Origin of the sequence: Lacipirellula parvula (genome assembly GCF_009177095.1) — a bacterium.
Classification (GTDB): Bacteria; Planctomycetota; Planctomycetia; order Pirellulales; family Lacipirellulaceae; genus Lacipirellula; species Lacipirellula parvula.
The window spans coordinates 5098759-5118787 of record NZ_AP021861.1 but is presented as its reverse complement, the minus strand read 5'-3'; the positions used below and the strand labels follow the sequence as shown (position 1 = coordinate 5118787).

Sequence of the window (20029 nt, the reverse complement as noted above, 5' to 3'; positions counted from 1 at the left end):
TCGTTGACCGCGCGGGGGGGCAATTCGATAATCGCTAGCTTGCTACAGCGCTTGCCGCCTCCTGCCCACGAATCCCCGCCGATTTTGCCGCGTGCCGATTATTCGCCATCTTGAGCAACTGCCCGCCGCCGCTCGCGGGGGGGCGATGGCGATCGGAAATTTTGACGGCGTTCACCTGGGGCACCGGCGGATCGCCGAGCGGCTGCTCGAACGGGCCCGCGAGGTCGGCGGCCCCGCGATTGTCTTCACGTTTGACCCCCATCCGGTACGGTTGCTGCGACCGAGCGAATCGCCGCCGCCGCTTACTTGGACGGAGCGCAAAGCCCAGCTGCTGAAGGAGATAGGCGTCGACTGGGTCGTCGCCTACCCCACAGACCAACGGCTGCTGCAGCTCACGGCTCAGCAGTTTTTCGACCAGATCGTCGTCGACGCCGTTGGGGCGCGGGCGATGGTCGAGGGGCCGAATTTCTACTTTGGCCACAATCGCGAGGGGACGATCGAACGCCTCGGCCAAATGACCGACCAGGCCGGAATGACGCTTGATATCGTGCGACCGGTCGAACTCGACGGGCAACTTGTTTCGAGTTCGCTGATCCGCCGATTGATTGGCGCGGGCGAGGTCGCCGCCGCGGCGACGATGCTCACGGAGCCATACCGAATCCGCGGGATGGTGACGCACGGGGCAGGGCGGGGAAGCCATATCGGCTTCCCGACCGCGAATCTGGAAGCGATCGACACGCTGTTGCCAGCGGTGGGCGTCTATGCAGGCCGAGTGCCGCTAGGCGGCAAGTTGGTCGGCGCGGCGATCAACATTGGGCCCAATCCGACGTTCGGCGAGCAGGCGCACAAGGTCGAAGTCCATTTAATCGACCGCGAGGAGTCGCTGTATGGCGAGCCGCTGGAGGTCGAGTTTCTAAGTAAACTGAGAGACGTGCGGGCGTTTGGTTCGAAGGAAGAATTGATCGCCCAACTGCGCGAGGACGTGTCGCGGGCGCGCGAGATTGCAGGGTAGAGTTTTTAACCACGAAACAGTCGAAAAGAACGAAAAAGAAGGATTTGAACCACTAAGACACGACGGCCACGAAGGGTCGCTAAGAAAGCATCGTTGCCGCTTCTCTTCTTTCGTGTGTTTCGTGGTTAAATCGCAATCAATAATTTCACCAGCAAGGCAAATAAACAGATATGAAAATCGATTGGCAGCCGCTGGTGGAGATTATTCAATCGCATGAGCGATTCTTGCTGACGAGCCATCAGCGCGCCGATTGCGATGCGGTTGGCAGCGAGATGGCTCTTGCGCTCATTTTGGAAACGCTCGGCAAGCAGGTGGCGATCGTCAATTCGGATGCTGTGCCGGAGCACATCGCGTTCATGGATCCGTACGGCCGCGTGGCGGTGATCGGCGCGTCGGCGCCGCTCGAAGCGATGCGGGCGTTTGAGGTGATGATCGTCGTCGACACGAGCGCCTGGGGGCAGCTCGGCGGCATGGCCGAAGTACTGCGGAGCTTTAAGGGCGTGAAGGCGGTCATCGATCATCATGCGAGCGAAGACGACCTCGGCGCCATCGTGTTCAAGGACAGCACCGCCGAAGCAACGGGGCGGCTCATTCTGCAGCTGGCGAAAGAACTCGGCGTGCCGATCACGCCAGAGATTGCGGCGCCACTGTTCGCCGCGATCGCGACCGACACTGGTTGGTTCAGGTTCCCATCGGTGACGGCCGATACGTTCGCGGCGCTCGCCAAGCTGACGGCGGCGGGAGCGAGCCCGGCGAAGACGTTCGCGGTGCTTTACGAGCAGCACAGCCTGCCGCGGCTCCACCTGCGCGGGCGAATTCTCGAGCAGGTCACGCCCGAGTGCGATGGGCGAATGATGTGGACGCAAGTTTCGGCCGCCGACTTCCGTGAGACGGGCGCCCAGAAGACTGACACCGAAGATGTGATTAACATGCTCCTCACGGTGAAGGGCGTCGAAATCGCGGTATTGTTCGTTGAACTTGAGCCGACGCTGACGAAGGTGAGTTTGCGGAGCCGCAGCGGGTTCGACGTCAATCAACTCGCGGCTCAGTTCGGCGGCGGCGGGCACAAAGCGGCGGCAGGGATCAGCTTTCCCGGCGCGATGGCCGACGCGCAGCAGGCGGTATTGGCCGCGTTACGGAATGGATTGGAACAAAGTCCGCAGAATTAGCGTAAGTTTTTTGCGGGATGGGGTGTTGGTTTTTGTCAGTTGTCAGTTGTCAGTTGTCAGTTGTCAGTGACGGGGCGATTGAATTTTTACGGAGCGAGCCCCGGAGGGGCGGAATGTTGTAGCCGGGGGGCGTGAGCCCCCGGATTGAGTGTGCAGCGCGCGTCGTAGCCCCGGAGGGGCGACAGAGTCGTTGCGATAGCGTGGGAATTGTGCCGCCCCGTTGGGGCTCTTGTTTAATCTGGATCGTCGAACCGGGGGCTTACGCCCCCGGCTACATCATGTCGCGGCGCTGCCGCTAAATGCGTATCGAGCGCCCGCCTTCCAGCGGGCTTCAACTTTTCCGAACTCACTTCGCCTATGTCGAACACTCCCGACCAACCTCCGCCGTCACTGGTCAAAATTCCCGGCAGGGAATCGGACAATCGCCGATCGTTCTTCGCGATCACTGCGGCCGTCGTCACCGGCAGCATTGCCGTGCTGACGCCGATTGGCGTCGGCATCGCGGCGTTTCTGACGCCGCTGTTTCGTAAGAGCAAGTCGCCCGAGGTGCGAATCGCGTTGCTCGACCAAGTGCCCGACGACGGCATGCCGCGCTACTTCCCCGTGGTGGCCGATCGCGAAGATGCGTGGACGCGCTATCCGGCGCAGCGCGTCGGCGCGGTGTACCTCGTTCGCAAACCTGGTAAGGAGAAGCCGACGGCGTTCACGGCGAAGTGTCCTCATGCGGGCTGCTTCATCGGCTACACGCCGGGGTCGAAGGTTTTTCAATGCCCGTGCCACACGAGCGCGTTCAACCTCGACGGTTCGCGGGTGAACGGCGACGCCGAGGTGGCGCCGCGCGGGATGGATACGCTTCCGGTGTCGATTCGTCAGGCGAAGACCGGCGACGGCAATTCAATCGCTGAGGTGTGGGTCGAGTTCATCGACTTCCAGACCGGCCACAAGGAAAAGATTCCGACGGCATGATGAAGCTCTTTCGAAGCGTTGGCGACTGGCTCGACGATCGGGCCGGCGTGCGGAAGCTGATCCACGAATCGCTCTACGAGCCGATCCCCGGCGGCGCGCGGTGGCGCTACGTCTGGGGTAGCACGCTCGTGATGGCGTTCATGACGCAGCTCATCACCGGCATCTTCCTGTGGATGGCGTACAGCCCGAGCACGCAAACGGCTTGGGAAAGCGTCTTCTACATCCAGTACGAGATGAACGGCGGTTGGCTGCTGCGCGGCATTCACCACTTTATGGCTCAGGCGATGGTGGTGCTGCTGGCGATTCACTTCCTGCAAGTGGTGTGGGACGGGGCCTACCGCGCGCCGCGCGAGCTGAACTTTATTCTCGGTCTCGTGCTAATGTTGATCGTGCTGGGGCTCGCGCTCACCGGCTACTTGTTGCCGTGGGATCAGAAGGGCTACTGGGCGACGAGCGTCGGCACCAATCTCGCCAGCCAGACGCCGGCCGTGGGACCGGAGGTGAAGAAGCTTGCCATTGGCGGCAGCGAGTATGGGCATCAAACGCTGACGCGGTTCTTCGCATTGCACGCGGGCGTGTTGCCGGGGGCGCTGATGGCGTTCCTGGTGCTGCACATCGCGCTCTTCCGGCGGCATGGGCTCCACGCGCGGAAGCCCGATCCGGCCAAGGATGCGATGTTCTGGCCCGATCAGGTGCTGAAGGACAGCATCGCGGCGCTCGCCGTGCTGACGGTGGTGCTGCTGCTGACGATCTACTTCGGCGGAGCGGAACTCACGGCGCCGGCCGATCCGGCGAACCCCTACGACGCCGCGCGGCCCGAGTGGTACTTCCTGTTCCTGTTCCAGTTTTTGAAGTGGTTCCCAGGCGAGCTCGAAGTTTGGGGGGCGTTCATCATCCCCGGGCTGATCATGACGGTGCTGTTCCTGATGCCGTGGATCGGGCGGACGCGCACCGGGCATCTCATCAACATCGCGATGCTCTGTGTGCTGCTCGGCGGCGCCGCGGCGCTGACGGCGCAGGCGATTCACGAAGATTACTTCGCCGCGTGGAATTCGAAGGAAGAGATCCTCAAAGCGGGCGATCCAGTGCAAGAGGCGCGCTACGAAGCGTCGGAGCGATTCCTCAACGCGAAGGAAGAAGCCCATCGCGAAGCGGAGCGGGTGATCGAGCTGGCCGAGTCGCCGATGCGGATTCCGCCGGCGGGGGCGCTGTCGCTCATGTACGACGATCCGCTGTTGCAAGGGCCGAAGCTGTTCGCGCAAAACTGTGCGAGCTGCCACAACTACGTCGATCCGACCAAGCCCGTTGAAGAGCAACCGCACGCGATCGTCAACGCCGAGCCGACGGCGCCGAATTTGTTTGGCGTCGGCAGCGAAGCATGGGCGCTGGGGATTCTCAATGCCGAGAAGATCGTCAGCAAGCACTATTTCGGATACCCAGGTTCGCCGTTCGTCGACGGCGACATGGTGACGTACGTCATGGAAGCGGTCGGACCCGACGTCGACGACGAGCAGCGGGCGAAGGCGAAAGAGGCATTCGCCAAAATTGCCGAGACGCTGGAAGCCGAGGCGGCGCTGCCGACGGCGCCGAAGACGAATCAGGAGCGGCAAAACCGCATCGCCGAAGGCCGCGAGTTGATGACCGGCGGACTTGCCGACATGCTCGAGGGCGGCATGAGCTGCACTGATTGCCACAAGTTCCACGACGAGGGCGACCTCGGTTTGGCGCCCGACCTCACCGGCTACATGTCGCGGGAGTGGCTGCTGGCGTTCGTGCGGAACCCGGCGGGCGAACGTTTCTACGGCGACAACAATGACCGCATGCCGGCGTTCGGGCCGCACGACAACCCGCAGCTGAACCAGCTGGACGACAAGTCGCTCGGGCTGATCGTCGACTGGCTACGGGGCGACTGGGTGCGCGTGAGCGAGCCGGTGGAGAAGTTTGACGAGGCTCCTTAAGAAGATCTCACGCAAAGGCGCGAAGGCGCAAAGGAAATGCGGGGGACAGGTAGTTCCTTATTTGCATTTTCTTCTTTGCGCCTTCGCGCCTTTGCGTGAGACATCTTTGGGCGGAAAGTTCACGGAATCGTTACAGCTTCACACTCCGCCCACCCGATAGCAGGGGAGGATGCCGCGCGGCTTGCGCGGTGCTTGCACTCGTTTCCTCCTCGTGTGACCGCCATGTGGTGCCGCCATTGCCAGCAAGACGTTGCTGCCGCTCGCGAGGCGAGTGGTCCAGCGGCGTGCTCGCGCTGCCGGCGGGAATTCGTGGCGTTGCCGGGTGGTGCGCCGCCGACGCTGAAGCTGGCGGACGTCGCTGATTGCGGCGTCGCGCTCGAGGAGTTCGACCGGGCGGCAAGCGAACGGGCTTCGCTATCGCGGCCCAAGCTGGCCGGCGGCGACGACGAACTGCGGCGGCTCGAACGGATGTTGCGGCCGACGCTGCGGAGCGATTTTTCGCACGGCTCGCCGCTGCTGCGGGAGCCGGCGCCGCTCGATTCAAACTACGGCGAGCAGTCGTTCGCCATGCCGCCGACGCTTCGTGTTGCTTCGCACCAACCTGCGGCGACAGACGGCGCGTACTGCAAGCCGAAGTCGGCTTGGGGCGTGACGCTGCTGCTCACGCTTGGCTCGCTCGCCTTCTTCGCAGGCGTGGGGCTACTCGCGCTGGCGAACCTCTCGGGCGATGCGTTCGCCGCCCGCTGGGGCCTGCCGGCGACGCTCGCGGGCGAAGGGCTGCTCACGTGCGGCTTGGCATCGCTGGCCGTGCGATTGTGGCGTCGCGGCCGCAAGGTCGACGTGCGACTCGACTCGATCGACGAACGCCTCGGCGACGTGCAGGCAACGCTTGACCGGGCTGTCGGCGGAACGCTCCTGTGGGGCGACAACACGCTGCGAATCGACGCCGTCGAGCCGAACGTAGGCGGGCTGCGGCGCTCGGCGCTGGGCCGTAGCAGCTTCTAGCGCATGTCGCTCCTCACGATCATAAACCCTTCGGTCCCCTCCCCTCAAGGGGGAGGGAGCCACAACATTTGTGTAGAGCGGGCGGCTGCAATCACACCACCGGTTCTTTGTCGACCACGTGCTCGTGGTCGCGGATGTGATCGGGGCAATAGCAGCGCTGGCCCGAGCACTTCGAGCAGTAGCGGAACAACGTCCGCGGCGATTCGGCGCTGGAGAGCCCGCAGACGGCGCACGCATGCTTCGCCGGCGAGACGGCCCGCTTGGCGGCCGACTGAAAGCTCCGCCGGCGATGGCCCTGCTTCCACTCGCGGATGTGCTCGCGACCGAAGAAGAGGATGTAGTTCAGCACGGTGGCCAGCACCAGCATTCGTATCATCCAGTCGCCGCGAAGCAATACGTAGGCGAATAAGATCCACATCATAAGAGCGAGCCATTGGATGCGGATCGGCAATACGAAAAACAGGCGGATGATGAAATCGGGATAGAGCCTGGCGAAGGCCAAGAAAATGCTGCTGTACAGGAAAACGTTGCTCGCCGGAATCGCGGCGAGCTTGAGCATTTCATTTCCTTCTGGACCGATCTGCTGCTGCAGCACGTACCACCCGAGGAACGCCGCGGCGACGTTGGCAACGTAGCCGATCAGCAGGAACAAGTTGTATTTGAATGTTCCCCACTGCGTCTCGAGCGCCGTCCCGAATGTGTAGAGCAGCGAAAAGTAGAACACCGCGAAGATCGGAATCATTCCCGGCGGTTGAAATACGAACGTCGCCAGCCGCCAGACTTGCCCTTCCATCACCAGCGACGGCACGAGAAACACGCGATCGATCGACGCGCCTCCGGGAAGAATCCCGTTGGCGCCCATGTAGCCGACGAAGTAAAGCACCGCCTGTCCCACGATCAGCGTGATTGTCACATGCGGGACGGCGAGCCAGCCGAAGCGGCGTTCCAAACGATCGAGGAGAGTCAGCGGCATCGGAGTCAAGCAGGGGAGGGGAGGGCGTCGCGCGTGACGACGCTGCGACCAACCGGCCATTATGAGCCGTCGCGCACGCATTGACCACCTGCCTCGCAGGCGTTTGCCGCCCCGCCAGACGGCGCCTATAATCACCTCCCTATGAGCGTCATCGAGATCCGCGGACTGCGCAAGTCCTATCGCGTTTATCAAAAGAAGGAGGGGCTGCTCGCCTCCTTCCGCGGGCTGCTTCACCGCGAGTACCGCGAAGTCCACGCCGTCAAAGGGATCGACCTCGACGTCGAGAAGGGCGAATTCGTCGCCTTCCTCGGCCCGAACGGCGCCGGCAAGACGACGACGCTTAAGCTGCTTTCCGGCGTGATCACGCCAACTTCTGGCGAAGCGAAGGTGCTCGGCTACGTGCCGTGGGAACGCGATAACGACTATCGCCGCCGCTTCGCCCTGGTGATGGGGCAGAAGAATCAGCTCTGGTGGGATCTGCCCGCGCAAGAGTCGTTTCAGCTGCACCAAAAGATCTACCGCATCGATCCGGTCGCGTTCAAGCAAACGAAGGACGAACTGGTTGATCTGCTCGATGTCAGCAAGTTGCTCGGCCGACCGGTGCGCGAGCTATCGCTCGGCGAGCGGATGAAGATGGAACTGATTGCCGCGCTGCTCCACTCGCCCGAGGTGTTGTTCCTCGACGAACCGACGATCGGTCTCGACGTCGTCGCGCAGCACAACATTCAGAAGTTCCTGAAGCACTACCAGCAAGTGCGCGGCATCACGATTCTGCTGACCAGCCATTACATGAAGGACATCGCGGCGCTCTGCAAGCGCGTGGTGATCATCGCCGGCGGCGAGATCGTGCACGATGGGTCGCTCGAAGGGGTGATCGACCGCTTCAGCGACTACAAGATTCTCACGGTCGACTTCGCCGACGATCGCATGCCGAGCGACCTCGCTCGTTTTGGCGAGATCCGCGAAATCGCGCCGCCGCGGGCGAAGATCGAAGTCGATCGCAACCAAATCGCCAGCGTGCTCACCAATGTGCTCGCCAATTACTCGATCCTCGACGTCAGCGTCGAGGACCCGCCGCTCGAAGAGGTGATCGCCAGTTTGTTCGCGCTCAGCGAAAAGAAGGACGGCGATTCATCCGACGCCAACATCGCGGCCGCCGCGGCCAACGTCGCCGCCGCCGGCAATCGGTAGGAACCTCGCCCGCATGCTCGCCCGCGCTCAAATCTGGTGGACCGTCTTCACGATGTGCGTCGCCGAACGGCTCGCGTATCGCGGCGACTTCGTGCTCGGCACGACGATGCGGTTCTTGCCGATCATCACGCAGATCTTCTTGTGGACGGCAGTCTTTGCCTCGTCGGGCAGCGGCACGATGGTTGGCTTCACGCGCGACGATATCGTTGCCTACTACCTGCTGACGATGGTCGCCCGCGCGTTCTCGAGCATGCCGGGCCTGGCGAGCGGCATCGCCGGGCAAATTCGCAACGGCGAGATCAAGAAGTTTCTGATCCAGCCGATCGACCTCGTCGGTTTTTCGTTGCTCGCGCGGCTGGGGCACAAGGTCGTCTACTACGGCGTCGCGATCGGGCCGTTTGCGCTCGTCTTTTGGCTGTGCCGCAGTTACTTCCCCGGTTGGCCGCCGGGCGAGTACTTGGCGGCGTTTTTGCTGTCGCTGGTGATGTCGTTCTTGCTCGGCTTTTTTCTCGAAGCCTCGCTCGGCCTCGCGGGGTTTTGGACGCTTGAGATTAGCTCGCTGCTGTTCGTGTACATGCTGTTCAACTTCTTCTTCTCGGGGCACATGTTCCCGCTGGAGATTTTGCCGGAGCCATGGCGGACGTGGGTCGGTTGGATGCCGCTGAAGTATCTCGCGTACTTCCCAGCCGCGGTGTTCTTGCAGAAGATTCCGGCCGATCAGCTGTGGCAGGAGATGGGCGTGATGGCGCTTTGGACGTTGTTCTTTTTCGTCCTCTGCCGCCGCATGATGCACGCGGGGTTCAATCGTTACAGCGGGTATGGAGGGTGAGGACGAATGTCGAATGCTGAATGGGGAATGGGGGCAAAGCCTCCGTCACGTTGAGTCGCCCCATTCCACACTCCCCATTCCCCATTAATTTTCAATGCACCGCCCCTCCTATCTCGCCGTCTTCTGGATGTTCGCGCGGAACAGCCTCATCCGCGACATGACGTTCCGGACGAACTACATCATCGAGGTGATCTTCGGCGTCTCGTGGGCGCTGATGAACCTCGGCTTTTACACGCTCATCTACCGGCTGATGTACGCCGACGGCGACGGGCACGCATCGATCGCCGGCTGGTCGCAGTACGAGTTTTTCGTCTTCATCGCGACGACGATTTTGGTGAACAGCCTCGTCGAAGGGCTGTTCATGTCGAACGCCGAGGAACTAAGCGAACTGACGCGCACCGGCGGGCTCGACTTCGCGCTGCTGAAGCCCATCGACACGCAGTTTCTCGTCTCGCTGCAGCGCATCAATTGGTCGGCGATTCCAAAACTGGTGCTTGCGCTGGCGCTGCTCGCCTACTCGATTCCACGAATCGAGGGGCTCACGCTCAGTCCGATTCAGTTCGTGCTCTACCCACTCTACGTGATTATGGGGACGCTGATCCTCTACAGCGTGATGATCGCGCTCGCCGCCACCAGCATTTGGCTCGGCCGCAATCAGTCGCTGTACGACTTCTGGTTTTACATCACCAACTTTTCGCGCTACCCGATGGAGATCTACGCCGGTCCGTTCGGCAGCCCGTTGCGGTATGCGTTTACGTACTTCATCCCGATTCTGGTGGTGATCAACGTCCCCGCCGCAACGCTCGCGAAGCCGCTGAGCGCCGCCGACTGGCCGCTCGCCGGGTTCGCCCTGTTCGCAACCGTGGCGAGCCTCGCCTTCAGCCGCTGGGTTTTTCAGCGGGCGCTGTTGAGCTACCGCAGCGCGAGCAGTTAGTGCGCGAAATCACCGCCGATGGCCATCGCTGGCGGTGGTGTTGATAGCCCGAGATGTAGGGTAGGATACCCCGCCTGAGAGAACTCGAACTCTTTTCTTCCAGATCGCCCACCGAGATTCGGAGAGTCCTGCGATGCGTCTCGCCCTCTTTGCCCTCGTTTGTTTGTCCGCCGTTGCCGCCGCCCACGCCGAGGACGCCAAGTTGAAGTACCCCGATACCCGCCGCGTCGAGCAGGCCGACGACTTCCACGGCACGCAGGTCGCCGATCAGTACCGTTGGCTCGAAGACGACGCCCGCACCTCGCAGGAAGTCGCCGACTGGATCGCCGCCGAGAACGAGGTGACCCGCGCGTATCTCGATGCGATCCCGGAGCTGCCGGTTATCCGCAAGACGCTCGCCGACATGTGGAACTTCGAGCGTTACTCCGCCCCCTGGCAGGAAGCCGGAAACTACTTCTACTTCAAAAACGACGGCCTGCAGAATCAGTCGGTCCTCTACGTTGCCGATAGCTACAAGGCCGACGGCCGCGTGCTGCTCGATCCGAACAAGTGGTCGACCGACGGCACGATCGCGATGGGCCAAACGGTCGTCACCGACGACGGTAAGCTCCTCGCGTACACACGACAGGAGGCTGGCTCCGATTGGTCGAACATCCACGTCATCGAAGTCGCCACCGGCCGCGAACTCCCCGACGTGCTGAAGTGGGCTCGACACGGCAACATCGTTTGGAACGCCGCGGGCGACGGGTTTTATTACGCCCGCTATCCGGAACCGGCGAAGGACGAGGTCTACCAAGCTCTCTCGCTGAACCAGTCGATCTACTTCCACAAGCTCGGCGAGCCGCAGTCGGCCGACACGCTGATCTACAAGAATCCTGAGAACCCGACCTGGAGCTTCTGGATCGCTCGCACCGAGGACGATAAGTATCTCGTTCTCTCGATCGCCCGCAGCACCGATCCGCAAAATCAGGTGCTCATTCGCCCCGTCTCCGCCGCGGCCGACGCGCCGTGGACGACGCTCATCGGCGATTTCGACAACGAGTTCGGCTTCGTCGGCAACCTCGGCGACAAGTTTTTCTTTCTCACCGATCTCGACGCCGCGACGAAGCGAATCGTCGCGATGGACGTCGCGAAGCCGGGCCGCGAGCATCTCGATGAAATCGTCGGCCCCGTGAAGGCGACGCTTGAAAACGTCAGCCTGCTGGACGGCAAGCTGATCCTGCAGTACCTCGAAGACGTCGCCACCCGCGTCGAGCTCTTCACGCCGACGGGCGACCCGCTCGGCGACGTGCAGCTTCCCGGCATCGGTACGGCGAGCGGCTTTGGCGGCGACCAGGACGACAAGGAAACCTTCTATACATTCACCAGCTACACGACGCCGCCGTCGGTGTACCGCTACGATCTTACCGATGGGAAGTCGGAACTGATCCGCGCCCCGCAGGTGGCGTTCGATCCCGACGCTTATGTTTCGAAGCAGGTCTTCGCTACGAGCAAGGATGGCACGAAGGTGCCGATCATCATTGCCCACCGCAAGGGTCTGAAGCTCGACGGCCAGAACCCGACGCTCCTCTACGCCTACGGCGGGTTCAACATTTCGATCACGCCGGCGTTCTCGGTCGAGTATGCCGCGTGGATGGACCTCGGCGGCGTGATTGCGGTTGCCAATCTCCGTGGCGGCGGTGAGTACGGCGAAGAGTGGCACCAAGCGGGCAAGCAGCTCAACAAACAAAACGTCTTCGACGATTTCATCGCCGCGGCCGAGTGGCTGATCAAAGAAAAATACACCTCGTCGCCGAAGCTTGCGGTGATGGGGGGGAGCAACGGCGGCCTGCTCGTCGGCGCCGTCGAGACGCAACGGCCCGACCTGTTTGGCGCCTGCCTGCCCGCGGTCGGCGTGATGGATATGCTCCGCTACGACCAGTTCACCGCCGGCCACTTCTGGCGGGACGAGTACGGCGTCTCGAGCGATCCTGAGCAGTTCAAGGCGCTCTACGCCTATTCGCCGTACCACAACATCAAGCCGGGCACGAAGTACCCCGCGACGCTGATCACCACGGCTGACACCGACGACCGCGTCGTGCCGATGCACAGCTTCAAGTACGCCGCGGCGCTGCAGGCGGCCCAAGCGGGCGACGCGCCGATCCTCATCCGCATCGAAACCCGCGCGGGTCACGGAGCGGGGATGCCGATCACGAAGCGGATCGATCAAGCCGCGGACAAGTGGGCGTTCCTGTGGAAGGCCCTCGGCATGAGCAAGTGACGCGACGAACGTTACTTTGGCGCATCTTTAGATACGAAGGAATCGAACTCTTCCAGAAGCTGGAAGAGTGACTGAAATTATGTGGCTCCCTCCCCCTGGAGGGGAGGGCTGGGGAGGGGGGATGAACCCTGGTACCAGCTGCTTTCACCCCTCCCTAACCCTCCCCCTCAAGGGGAGGGGACCAAAAGTGGTAGGAGGTAGTGAGCGGCGCCATAATCACCGCGTCAGCCCCGACACCACATCCCGCGGCGCCGCAATCGACCGCAACTCCCGCGGCAGCGGGAACGACACCGCCTCTTCGCGGAGCGAGCGGACTTCCACGGTCGCATCGAACTTCTCACGCAAGAAATCGAGCACGCTCTCGACGACAATCTCCGGCGCGCTCGCTCCCGCGGTAACGAGCACCGTGTTGATGCCCTCAAACCAGTCGAGGTGAATATTCTCGGCGCCGTCGATGAGGTATGCCGGAATGCCGCGCTCCGCCGACAGCTCCGCGAGCCGTTGGCTATTCGAGCTGTTCTGGCTCCCCAGCACGAGCGTCAGCTCTGCCTCGGGGGCCAGCTTCGCGACCGCCTCTTGGCGATTTTGCGTCGCGTAACAGATGTCGTCCTTCGGCGGCGAATTGATCTGCGGAAAGCGTTCCCGCAGCTTCATGATGATTCGATTCGCATCGTCGACGCTCAGCGTCGTCTGCGTCAGGTAGGCCAGCTTCGCCTCGTCGGAGACTTCCAGCCGGGCGACGTCTTCTGGCGATTCGACCAAGAGGATCGCCTCGGGCGCTTCGCCCATCGTGCCGATCACTTCGTCGTGCCCTTCGTGGCCGATGAGCAGAATCGTGTAACCGTCGCGGGCGTAGCGGATCGCCTCAAGATGAACCTTCGTCACCAGCGGGCAGGTGGCGTCGATCGCCTTCAAATTGCGGTCGCGGGCGAGCTGCCGGATCTCGGGCGACACCCCGTGAGCGGAGAAGAGCAGGGTGGCGCCGTGCGGGACCTCGGTCAGGTGGTCGACGAACGTGACGCCGCGGGCTTTGAAGTGCTCGACGACGTACTTGTTGTGGACGATCTCGTGGTAGACGTAGATCGGCGGCGGCAGCGTTTGCAGGGCCAGTTCGAGCGCCTCGATCGCCATGTTGACGCCAGCACAAAAACCACGCGGACTGGCGAGAATAACTTTCATGGCGGCGAGCAATTGCGAACGACGGGGCAGGGCAGGGGGGCGAAAACCGCCCACCGCTTCATGATACCCCCGCCCAATCAAACCCGTCCATTAGCCCCCGGTTCTTCAAACCGGGAGCGAGCGGCGAGCCATCCCATGGCATCCCGCCCCATCCCCCCGGCATAAAGTGCCGGGGGCTAAGAAAACAAAAAAAGCCGCCGGCAATCGCCGGCGGCTTTTGAGTGATTTCAACTCGGCTATCTGCCATTCAGCGCGGCCGGCGCGACGCCCCGCGGGCTTCGCCCAAAAACAAGCGCGGATGTTGCCGAGGAACGACGAACCGGGCTTCCAGGTCCTTCAGCTGCACGCGCATCTCGCGGCTGAACTTCAACAACGCGCCGTCGCTGAATTCGAGCGGCGGCAAGCTCCTGTAGGCCCCTGCGGGGAGTGGTATTTGATCCGACATGATAGTGCCCTTCTCGTTCGAGCTGGCCGGGACTTGTCTGCTTGAAGAAGCGTGCAAGTGCTGCCAGCGTTACCGTCTGTACGGTAGACACTCCGACGATGTTCGCGGTTCGGAGGTGTTGCAGTCCCTCTAAACGGACGAGCGCCGACGCAGAAAGTTCCGTAGCAGGCGAGCCGAAGCGTTGTTCCGAAAAGCGCTTCGCCAGGGGCGGAAAAGAATTGCCCTAAATCGGGCTGTTTTTCTTCGACCGCTCCGACTTCTTCAGCTTACGCAGAGATTTCCCACTTGGCGAGTCTTCGTTCGCCGCGGGTCGCCCCGGCGCGTTGCGGGTTTCCGCGTTCGGCGCCATGCGTGCCATCCGGTCGCCGACCTTCGCCAGTTCCTTGTCGCGGAGTTGGCGGTCGCCGTCGGCGTCGAACTTCGCGAATTGCCGCTTCAATAGCGGCGGCGCCTCGCCCTGTGAGATCGCGCCATCCTCATTCCGGTCGAACTGTTTCAGCAGCCGCGCGACCGCGAGTTCGCCCGGCTTGGGATAGGCGTCCATCTGCTCCATCGACATCATCGTTTCTTCGGGGATCTCGCTCATCTCGGCCGAGACGTCGAGGCCCATCCGCCGGGCGGCGAGGTTCGCCACCGCCGTCAGCCGCGGCGAGGCTTGGGCGATTTCCCGCCGATCGAGCCGGCCATCTTTATTGCCGTCGGCCGCGGTGAGCATCTGCTGGAACGCCCGCTCGCAGTCGGCCGGAACCTCGTCGGCGTTGACTTGGCCGTCGCTGTTCTCATCCATCCGGGCGAGCAGCACCACCAGGGCGTCGGCGCCCGGCAGCCGGCTCCCCTGTTTTTCGACGGTCGGCTTCTCGGCCCGCACCGGCTGGATCGCCGTGGCGAATTCCTCGGCAGTTAGCTGGCCGTCGCCATTTTCGTCGCCCGTGCGAAGGAGGCGTTTGAAGAGGAGGCGGTGCTCGGTCTCGATTTCGCCCGCCGCAAGTTGGCCGTCGCCGTTGGCGTCGAGCTTGGCGAACAGCCTGGGGGCGTTCGGCTCCGCGGCCAGGGCCGGCGAAAGCGGCAAGCCGACGGCGAGGGTGGCGAGCAGCGTCGAGGTCGCAGTCAGCATTCGGCTCATCGGTCGACTCGCAGGGGAGGGCAGGGGAGCGGCGGCTTTCATTCTATCAAACCCGATGCCAATCCAACTGTTTCGGCATTTGGGTGCCACTGGCATCCTGCCAGTGAGATTTGCCGAGCGAGTCCGCACATCTGCACTGGCAAGATGCCAGTGGCGCCCCTCACTTATCCGCTAGTAACGGCAAATCTGCCGGCACGCCAGCAGATCCAACGGCTCGCGCGAACATTGTCCGGCCTAGGCGGGTCGCCTATACTGCGAGGTTTACTCGATCGAGCCAGGATGAAGCTGTAGGCGGCCCGCCCAGGTTCGAGCATCACTTTGGTCGCCCCGCGTCCTGGGAGATTTTTCGCCGTGTTCGAGACGATCGCTATCGTGGGCGCCACCGGCGCCGTCGGACGCATCATCCGCCAGCTCCTCGAGGAACGCGAGTTCCCGTACCGGAATATCCGCTTTCTCGCCTCGAAACGCTCGGCCGGCACGAAAATCACGTTCAAGGGCGAAGAGCACGTCGTCGAGGAAATGACCCCCGAGATCTTCTCCGGGATCGACCTCGCCATCGGCAGCACCCCCGACGAAACCGCCAAGGAGTTCTGTCCCTGGGCCGTCGAGCGCGGCTGCGTCGTCGTCGACGAGAGCGGCTATTGGCGGATGGATCCGAACGTCCCGCTCGTGGTGCCGGAAGTGAACCCCGAGGCGCTCGAAAATCATCGCGGTCTCATTAGCAGCCCCAACTGTTCGACCACCCAAATGGTCGTCGCGATGAAGCCGCTGCACGAGTTCGGCCGCATCCGCCGCGTCGTCGTCAGCACCTATCAGGCGACCAGCGGCGCCGGCGTGAAGGGCCAAGAAGATTTGAAGGCGGGCGCCCGCGCGTTCCTCGCCGGCGAAGACTACCAGTACCAGGCCTTCAAGCACCCGATCGCGTTCAACCTCGTCCCGCAGATCGGCTCGCCGAAGTACCAAGGGTACACGAGCGAAGAAATGAAGATGGTCCACGAGACCCACAAGATCTTCGGCGACGACACGATCCGCGTGTGCCCCACCTGCATCCGCGTGCCGGTCGATAACTGCCATAGCGAAAGCATCCTCGTCGAAACCGAGAAGAAGATCACCGTCGCCCAGGCCCGCGAGCTGTTCGCCGCGACGCCGGGCATTAAGGTGGTCGACGACCTCGACTCCGGCAAGTACCCGATGCCCGCCCAATGCGACGGCGACGACGCCGTGTTCGTCGGCCGCATCCGCGAAGACCTCTCTAGCGACAACGGCCTCGCGTTCTGGTGCGTGAGCGACAACCTCCGCAAAGGCGCTGCGACGAACGCGGTGCAGATTGCCGAGTTGCTGGTGAAATCGCAGGCGGCGGTTTAAGGAGAATGACGAAGCACGAATGACGAATGACGAATGGGCGAGCAAGAGCTCATTCGTCATTCGTCATTCGGTAATTCATCATTTCGTCATTGCCTAGTTTCAAGATCACGCTGGCTTACGACGGCGCCGAGTTCTCTGGCTGGCAAGCGCAGCCCGGGCGGCGGACGGTGCAGGGGGAGTTGGAGCGGGCATGGCTCGAGATCACCGGCGAGGCGGTGCGCCTCAACGCAGCCGGCCGCACCGACGCCGGCGTTCATGCGGCCGGGCAGGTCGCGAGCGTCGAGTCGGCGACGAACATCCCGCCCGAGTCGCTCGTCCACGCACTCAACTCAAAACTTCCCGATGACGCCGCGGTGCAGCTCGTGGAACGCGTCGCCGACGGCTTCCACGCGACGCACGACGCGAAGTTCAAACGCTATCGTTACACGATCTACAACGACGGGCGGCGGCCCGTCTTCGCCCGCAAGTATGCGTGGCACATCCCGACGCCGCTCGACGTGGCGGCGATGCAAGCCGGCGGCGCCCACATGGTCGGCACGCACGATTTCGCCTGCTTCCAGTCAGTCGGCTCCGAGCGGGAGTCCACCGTCCGTACGATCTTCGCCGTCGACGTCGTTGCAATGCCCGCCGCATCCCTAGCCCCGGGCTCCGCCCGGGGGTCGGCCCGCCTACTAAGTACGCTCGCCCCCAACGAACTGCAAACCGGCCCCCGGGCGGAGCCCGGGGCTAGAATCGTTACCATCGACGTCGAAGGAGATGGTTTCCTCTACAATATGGTCCGCACCATCGCCGGCACGCTCGTCGAAGTCGGCCGCGGCCGACGCCCGCCCGAGTGGGTCGCCGAAGTGATCGCCTCGAAAGATCGCTGCACCGCCGGCCAAACCGCCCCCGCCCACGGCCTCTGCATGCAATGGGTCGCGTACTAACGCGATTGCGCTTAACGCTAGTAGCCGCGGGTCAACGACCCGCCGGAGCGTCATGCGTAAGGACACAACGGCCACGAAGAGCCTCAAAGAACGCGAGAGCAGGGCAGGGGAGCGCATTCGGGCGAGAAAGCCCCACCCCACGCCCGTATTTCGCCATCCGACCCTACCGGTTAGACTGGTTATACGTCGTCGGCTGCAGTTGCGTCCGGCTTGTCGAACCCAGCCTCGATCCCAGCCGTCGCCATGTCTGCCGGTCGCGAATTCGTCGGTCCCTATCGGATGTTTCATCTCATCCGCGCCGGCGCTATGTTCGAAATCTGGGCCGTCCGCCCGATGGCCGAGACGAGGGCGCTCGCGATGAAGTGGCTGCCGCCCGGTTCGCGCTACGACCGCACGACCGTCGCCCAGCTGAAGCACGAATACGAGGTCGGCAAGGCGCTCGATCATCCGTCGATCATCAAAACATACGACTACGGCGACAGCAAAAAGGACGGGGCGTTCGTCGTCATGGAACTCTTCAAGACGCCGAACTTGAAGCAGCAAATCCACGACCAACTCGACAGCCTTCACTGGCGGCTCGACACGATCCTGATGGAGTGCGCCCAAGCCCTGGAGCACATGCATCGCCAGGGGTGGGTCCATCGCGACATCAAGCCCGATAATTTTCTCGTCGACGAGAACAACCACATCCGGCTGATCGACTTCACGCTGACGATGAAAATCAAGACCGGCATCAGCAAGATGTTCGGCGGCAAGATGCCGGTCGCCGGCACGCACAGCTACATGCCGCCCGAGCAGATCCGCGGCCAGGCGTGCGACGCCCGCGCCGACATCTACAGCTTCGGCTGCATGGTGTACGAACTGATCACCGGCAAGCTGCCGTTCACCGCCACCAGCCCGGCCGAGTTGCTCAACAAGCATCTCAAGCTGAAGCCGCCGTCGGTGCAAATGCTCAATCGCAACGTCCACAACGACTTCGCGAACTTGGTTAGCCGCATGCTCGCGAAAGAACCGAAAGACCGTCCCGAGTCGCTCATGGAATTCATGCGCGAACTCAAAGCGGGCCGCGTCTTCCAAATCAAACCCAAAAAGCCAGTTCCGAAGGTTGAAGAACCTAAAGACGATTAGCAGCTGCCGCTGAGCCCTCAGGGGTCAGGTTTCAGGGTTCAGCGAATTTCCCGAACCCTGAACCCCAACAACTGAACCCTGCGTCCGCGGCCCAAACGAGACTCCCCATATGGCCAGCAGCTTCCAACTTCCGTTCGAACAGCCGATTCACGAGATCGAAGCCCAGATCCGCGACCTTGAGAGCGTCGATCCCAAGAGCGACGACGTCCGCGAGCAAATTCGCGAACTGCGCAAGCAGCTCAACGAAACGATTCGCTCGATCTACAAGAATCTTGATCCGTGGGAAACGGTTCGCGTCTCGCGTCACCCGCAGCGACCGATGTTCACCGACTACGTCGACCTCGTGTTCGACGAGTTCGTCGAACTCCACGGCGATAAGTTCTTCGGCGACGACCGCGCACTCCGCACCGGCTTCGCGAAGCTCGACGAATTCAAGGTGATGCTCGTCGGCCACCAAAAAGGCAAAACGCTCAAAGAGCGGAACGAGTGCTACTTCGGCTGCGCCCATCCCGAAGGCTATCGCAAGGCGATGGAAAAGATGGAGCTCGCCGCCAAGTACGGCCTGCCGATCATCGCGATGATCGACACGCCCGGCGCCTATCCCGGCATCGGCGCCGAGGAACGCGGCCAGGCCCAAGTGATTGCCGAAAGCATGCTCGCGATGTCGCGACTGCCGACGCCGATCATTTGCATCGTCATCGGCGAAGGCGGCTCCGGCGGCGCGCTCGGCATCGGCGTCGGCGACCGAGTCGCCGTGCTTGAGAACGCCTACTACTCAGTGATCAGCCCCGAAGGCTGCGCCGGCATCCTTTGGAAGAGCCACGACTACGCTCCCCAAGCCGCCCGCGCCCTGAAGATCACCTCGAAGCATCTGCTCGAAATGGGCGTCATCGACGATGTCGTCGAAGAGCCCCTCGGCGGCGCCCATCGCGACCATTACCAAATGGCCGCGAAGCTCAAGCAGTATCTCACGAAGACGCTGCGCGAACTTCAGAAGTTGCCGACCACGGAGCTGCTCAACCAGCGGTACGACAAGTTCCGCAAGATCGGCCCGTACATCGAAAACGGCGTCGCGACTGCCTAGCCGCTCGCGGCTGAGCAACGCCGATCGTCTCCCAGCTCCGAAGGAGCGGCATGATGTAGCCAGGGGCGCCAGCCCCTGGAATCGCCAAGCCAATCCGTAGCCCCAGAGGGGCGAAATAGAGTTCTCGCATCGCCGACGTTGCGAGCAGGAATTCAGATTGAATATCGCTCGCCAGCCATCCAAGATCGCCGGCCTGATGTTCAACCAAATCGAGCACCCAAAGTTCAACTCGCCGCCGTCGCCTGCGAGCAAAACTTCGCGCCGCGAACGTCGCCGCCGAGCGCTCGGAACCGTCGCCGCAAACGACAATTCTCAGAGTTCAACGCGACGGAAATTCAGCGCGCGAAACAACCCGCCAAGAGGCCGGGCAGGGAGGGCGCCAACGGCGGGCGTCCCGGCTGTGAGCGCCAGAAACTCCCACACCAGCAACGTCCGATAATCGTTGTTATGTTCGTTTCGGGGCGATTTTCGCCCGGGAAAAC

Annotated in this window: 17 protein-coding genes; 13 read left to right on the top strand and 4 right to left on the bottom strand. The window is 62.6% G+C overall.

Annotation, left to right across the window (positions count from 1 at the left end; translation table 11 throughout):
- The first annotated feature begins 91 nt into the window (after positions 1-91).
- The 5 genes from PLANPX_RS20050 (at position 92) to PLANPX_RS20030 (ending at position 6110) form a co-directional block, all read left to right on the top strand.
- Positions 92-1012, top strand: coding sequence for a bifunctional riboflavin kinase/FAD synthetase (locus PLANPX_RS20050; RefSeq protein WP_232536194.1), 921 nt, complete (start codon positions 92-94; stop codon positions 1010-1012).
- A gap of 170 nt (positions 1013-1182) precedes the next feature.
- Positions 1183-2181, top strand: a complete 999-nt coding sequence (locus tag PLANPX_RS20045; RefSeq protein WP_152100447.1) for a DHH family phosphoesterase — start codon at positions 1183-1185, stop codon at positions 2179-2181.
- 357 nt (positions 2182-2538) lie between these two features.
- The gene (locus PLANPX_RS20040) at positions 2539-3147 is read left to right on the top strand and encodes a ubiquinol-cytochrome c reductase iron-sulfur subunit (protein ID WP_152100446.1); all 609 of its coding nucleotides are present in this window, start codon (positions 2539-2541) and stop codon (positions 3145-3147) included.
- Positions 3144-5105 carry a cytochrome b N-terminal domain-containing protein gene (locus PLANPX_RS20035; RefSeq protein ID WP_232536192.1) on the top strand — a complete coding sequence of 654 codons (1962 nt, stop codon included), beginning with the start codon at positions 3144-3146 and terminating at the stop codon, positions 5103-5105. The genes PLANPX_RS20040 and PLANPX_RS20035 overlap by 4 nt, the downstream gene beginning before the upstream one ends.
- Before the next feature lie 222 nt (positions 5106-5327).
- Positions 5328-6110 carry a hypothetical protein gene (locus PLANPX_RS20030; RefSeq protein WP_152100445.1) on the top strand — a complete coding sequence of 261 codons (783 nt, stop codon included), beginning with the start codon at positions 5328-5330 and terminating at the stop codon, positions 6108-6110.
- Between the two features lie 91 nt (positions 6111-6201).
- On the opposite strand, the gene PLANPX_RS20025 is transcribed toward PLANPX_RS20030, so the two are convergent.
- On the bottom strand, positions 6202-7083 hold the full coding sequence (locus tag PLANPX_RS20025) for a hypothetical protein (RefSeq protein ID WP_152100444.1): 882 nt from the start codon (positions 7081-7083) through the stop codon (positions 6202-6204).
- 141 nt (positions 7084-7224) lie between these two features.
- Here PLANPX_RS20025 and PLANPX_RS20020 point away from each other — a divergent pair, with 141 nt between their 5' ends.
- The 4 genes from PLANPX_RS20020 to PLANPX_RS20005 all read left to right on the top strand — a co-directional run bounded on the left by PLANPX_RS20020 (position 7225) and on the right by PLANPX_RS20005 (position 12297).
- Complete coding sequence (locus tag PLANPX_RS20020) at positions 7225-8274, top strand: ABC transporter ATP-binding protein (protein ID WP_152100443.1); 1050 nt, start codon at positions 7225-7227, stop codon at positions 8272-8274.
- Between the two features lie 13 nt (positions 8275-8287).
- On the top strand, positions 8288-9103 hold the full coding sequence (locus PLANPX_RS20015; protein WP_152100442.1) for an ABC transporter permease: 816 nt from the start codon (positions 8288-8290) through the stop codon (positions 9101-9103).
- A 94-nt stretch (positions 9104-9197) separates the two neighbouring features.
- Positions 9198-10037, top strand: a complete 840-nt coding sequence (locus tag PLANPX_RS20010) for an ABC transporter permease (RefSeq protein WP_152100441.1) — start codon at positions 9198-9200, stop codon at positions 10035-10037.
- Positions 10038-10170: 133 nt separating this feature from the next.
- The gene (locus PLANPX_RS20005; protein ID WP_152100440.1) at positions 10171-12297 is read left to right on the top strand and encodes a prolyl oligopeptidase family serine peptidase; all 2127 of its coding nucleotides are present in this window, start codon (positions 10171-10173) and stop codon (positions 12295-12297) included.
- Positions 12298-12513: 216 nt separating this feature from the next.
- On the opposite strand, the gene ispH is transcribed toward PLANPX_RS20005, so the two are convergent.
- The 3 genes from ispH to PLANPX_RS19990 form a co-directional block, all read right to left on the bottom strand.
- Positions 12514-13476, bottom strand: a complete 963-nt coding sequence (gene ispH / locus PLANPX_RS20000) for a 4-hydroxy-3-methylbut-2-enyl diphosphate reductase (protein WP_152100439.1) — start codon at positions 13474-13476, stop codon at positions 12514-12516.
- 247 nt (positions 13477-13723) lie between these two features.
- A complete protein-coding gene (locus tag PLANPX_RS19995) occupies positions 13724-13921 on the bottom strand; it encodes a hypothetical protein (protein WP_152100438.1) in 198 nt (65 codons plus the stop codon).
- 223 nt (positions 13922-14144) lie between these two features.
- A complete protein-coding gene (locus PLANPX_RS19990; RefSeq protein ID WP_172992207.1) occupies positions 14145-15044 on the bottom strand; it encodes a hypothetical protein in 900 nt (299 codons plus the stop codon).
- A gap of 351 nt (positions 15045-15395) precedes the next feature.
- Between PLANPX_RS19990 and PLANPX_RS19985 the strand changes: the two genes are divergently transcribed.
- The 4 genes from PLANPX_RS19985 (at position 15396) to PLANPX_RS19970 (ending at position 19547) form a co-directional block, all read left to right on the top strand.
- Complete coding sequence (locus PLANPX_RS19985; protein WP_152100436.1) at positions 15396-16409, top strand: aspartate-semialdehyde dehydrogenase; 1014 nt, start codon at positions 15396-15398, stop codon at positions 16407-16409.
- Positions 16410-16498: 89 nt separating this feature from the next.
- Positions 16499-17335, top strand: a complete 837-nt coding sequence (gene truA, locus PLANPX_RS19980; protein WP_172992206.1) for a tRNA pseudouridine(38-40) synthase TruA — start codon at positions 16499-16501, stop codon at positions 17333-17335.
- Positions 17336-17578: 243 nt separating this feature from the next.
- Positions 17579-18463, top strand: a complete 885-nt coding sequence (locus PLANPX_RS19975) for a serine/threonine protein kinase (RefSeq protein ID WP_152100434.1) — start codon at positions 17579-17581, stop codon at positions 18461-18463.
- A gap of 109 nt (positions 18464-18572) precedes the next feature.
- On the top strand, positions 18573-19547 hold the full coding sequence (locus tag PLANPX_RS19970; protein WP_152100433.1) for an acetyl-CoA carboxylase carboxyltransferase subunit alpha: 975 nt from the start codon (positions 18573-18575) through the stop codon (positions 19545-19547).
- The last annotated feature ends 482 nt before the right edge of the window (positions 19548-20029 follow it).

Coding starts and splice junctions, on each gene's coding strand:
- PLANPX_RS20045 (WP_152100447.1), top strand. CDS start 1,183: ATGAAAATCGATTGGCAGCCGCTGGTGGAGATTATTCAATCGCATGAG.
- PLANPX_RS20040 (WP_152100446.1), top strand. CDS start 2,539: ATGTCGAACACTCCCGACCAACCTCCGCCGTCACTGGTCAAAATTCCC.
- PLANPX_RS20035 (WP_232536192.1), top strand. CDS start 3,144: ATGATGAAGCTCTTTCGAAGCGTTGGCGACTGGCTCGACGATCGGGCC.
- PLANPX_RS20030 (WP_152100445.1), top strand. CDS start 5,328: ATGTGGTGCCGCCATTGCCAGCAAGACGTTGCTGCCGCTCGCGAGGCG.
- PLANPX_RS20025 (WP_152100444.1), bottom strand. CDS start 7,083: ATGCCGCTGACTCTCCTCGATCGTTTGGAACGCCGCTTCGGCTGGCTC.
- PLANPX_RS20020 (WP_152100443.1), top strand. CDS start 7,225: ATGAGCGTCATCGAGATCCGCGGACTGCGCAAGTCCTATCGCGTTTAT.
- PLANPX_RS20015 (WP_152100442.1), top strand. CDS start 8,288: ATGCTCGCCCGCGCTCAAATCTGGTGGACCGTCTTCACGATGTGCGTC.
- PLANPX_RS20010 (WP_152100441.1), top strand. CDS start 9,198: ATGCACCGCCCCTCCTATCTCGCCGTCTTCTGGATGTTCGCGCGGAAC.
- PLANPX_RS20005 (WP_152100440.1), top strand. CDS start 10,171: ATGCGTCTCGCCCTCTTTGCCCTCGTTTGTTTGTCCGCCGTTGCCGCC.
- ispH (WP_152100439.1), bottom strand. CDS start 13,476: ATGAAAGTTATTCTCGCCAGTCCGCGTGGTTTTTGTGCTGGCGTCAAC.
- PLANPX_RS19995 (WP_152100438.1), bottom strand. CDS start 13,921: ATGTCGGATCAAATACCACTCCCCGCAGGGGCCTACAGGAGCTTGCCG.
- PLANPX_RS19990 (WP_172992207.1), bottom strand. CDS start 15,044: ATGAGCCGAATGCTGACTGCGACCTCGACGCTGCTCGCCACCCTCGCC.
- PLANPX_RS19975 (WP_152100434.1), top strand. CDS start 17,579: ATGTCTGCCGGTCGCGAATTCGTCGGTCCCTATCGGATGTTTCATCTC.
- PLANPX_RS19970 (WP_152100433.1), top strand. CDS start 18,573: ATGGCCAGCAGCTTCCAACTTCCGTTCGAACAGCCGATTCACGAGATC.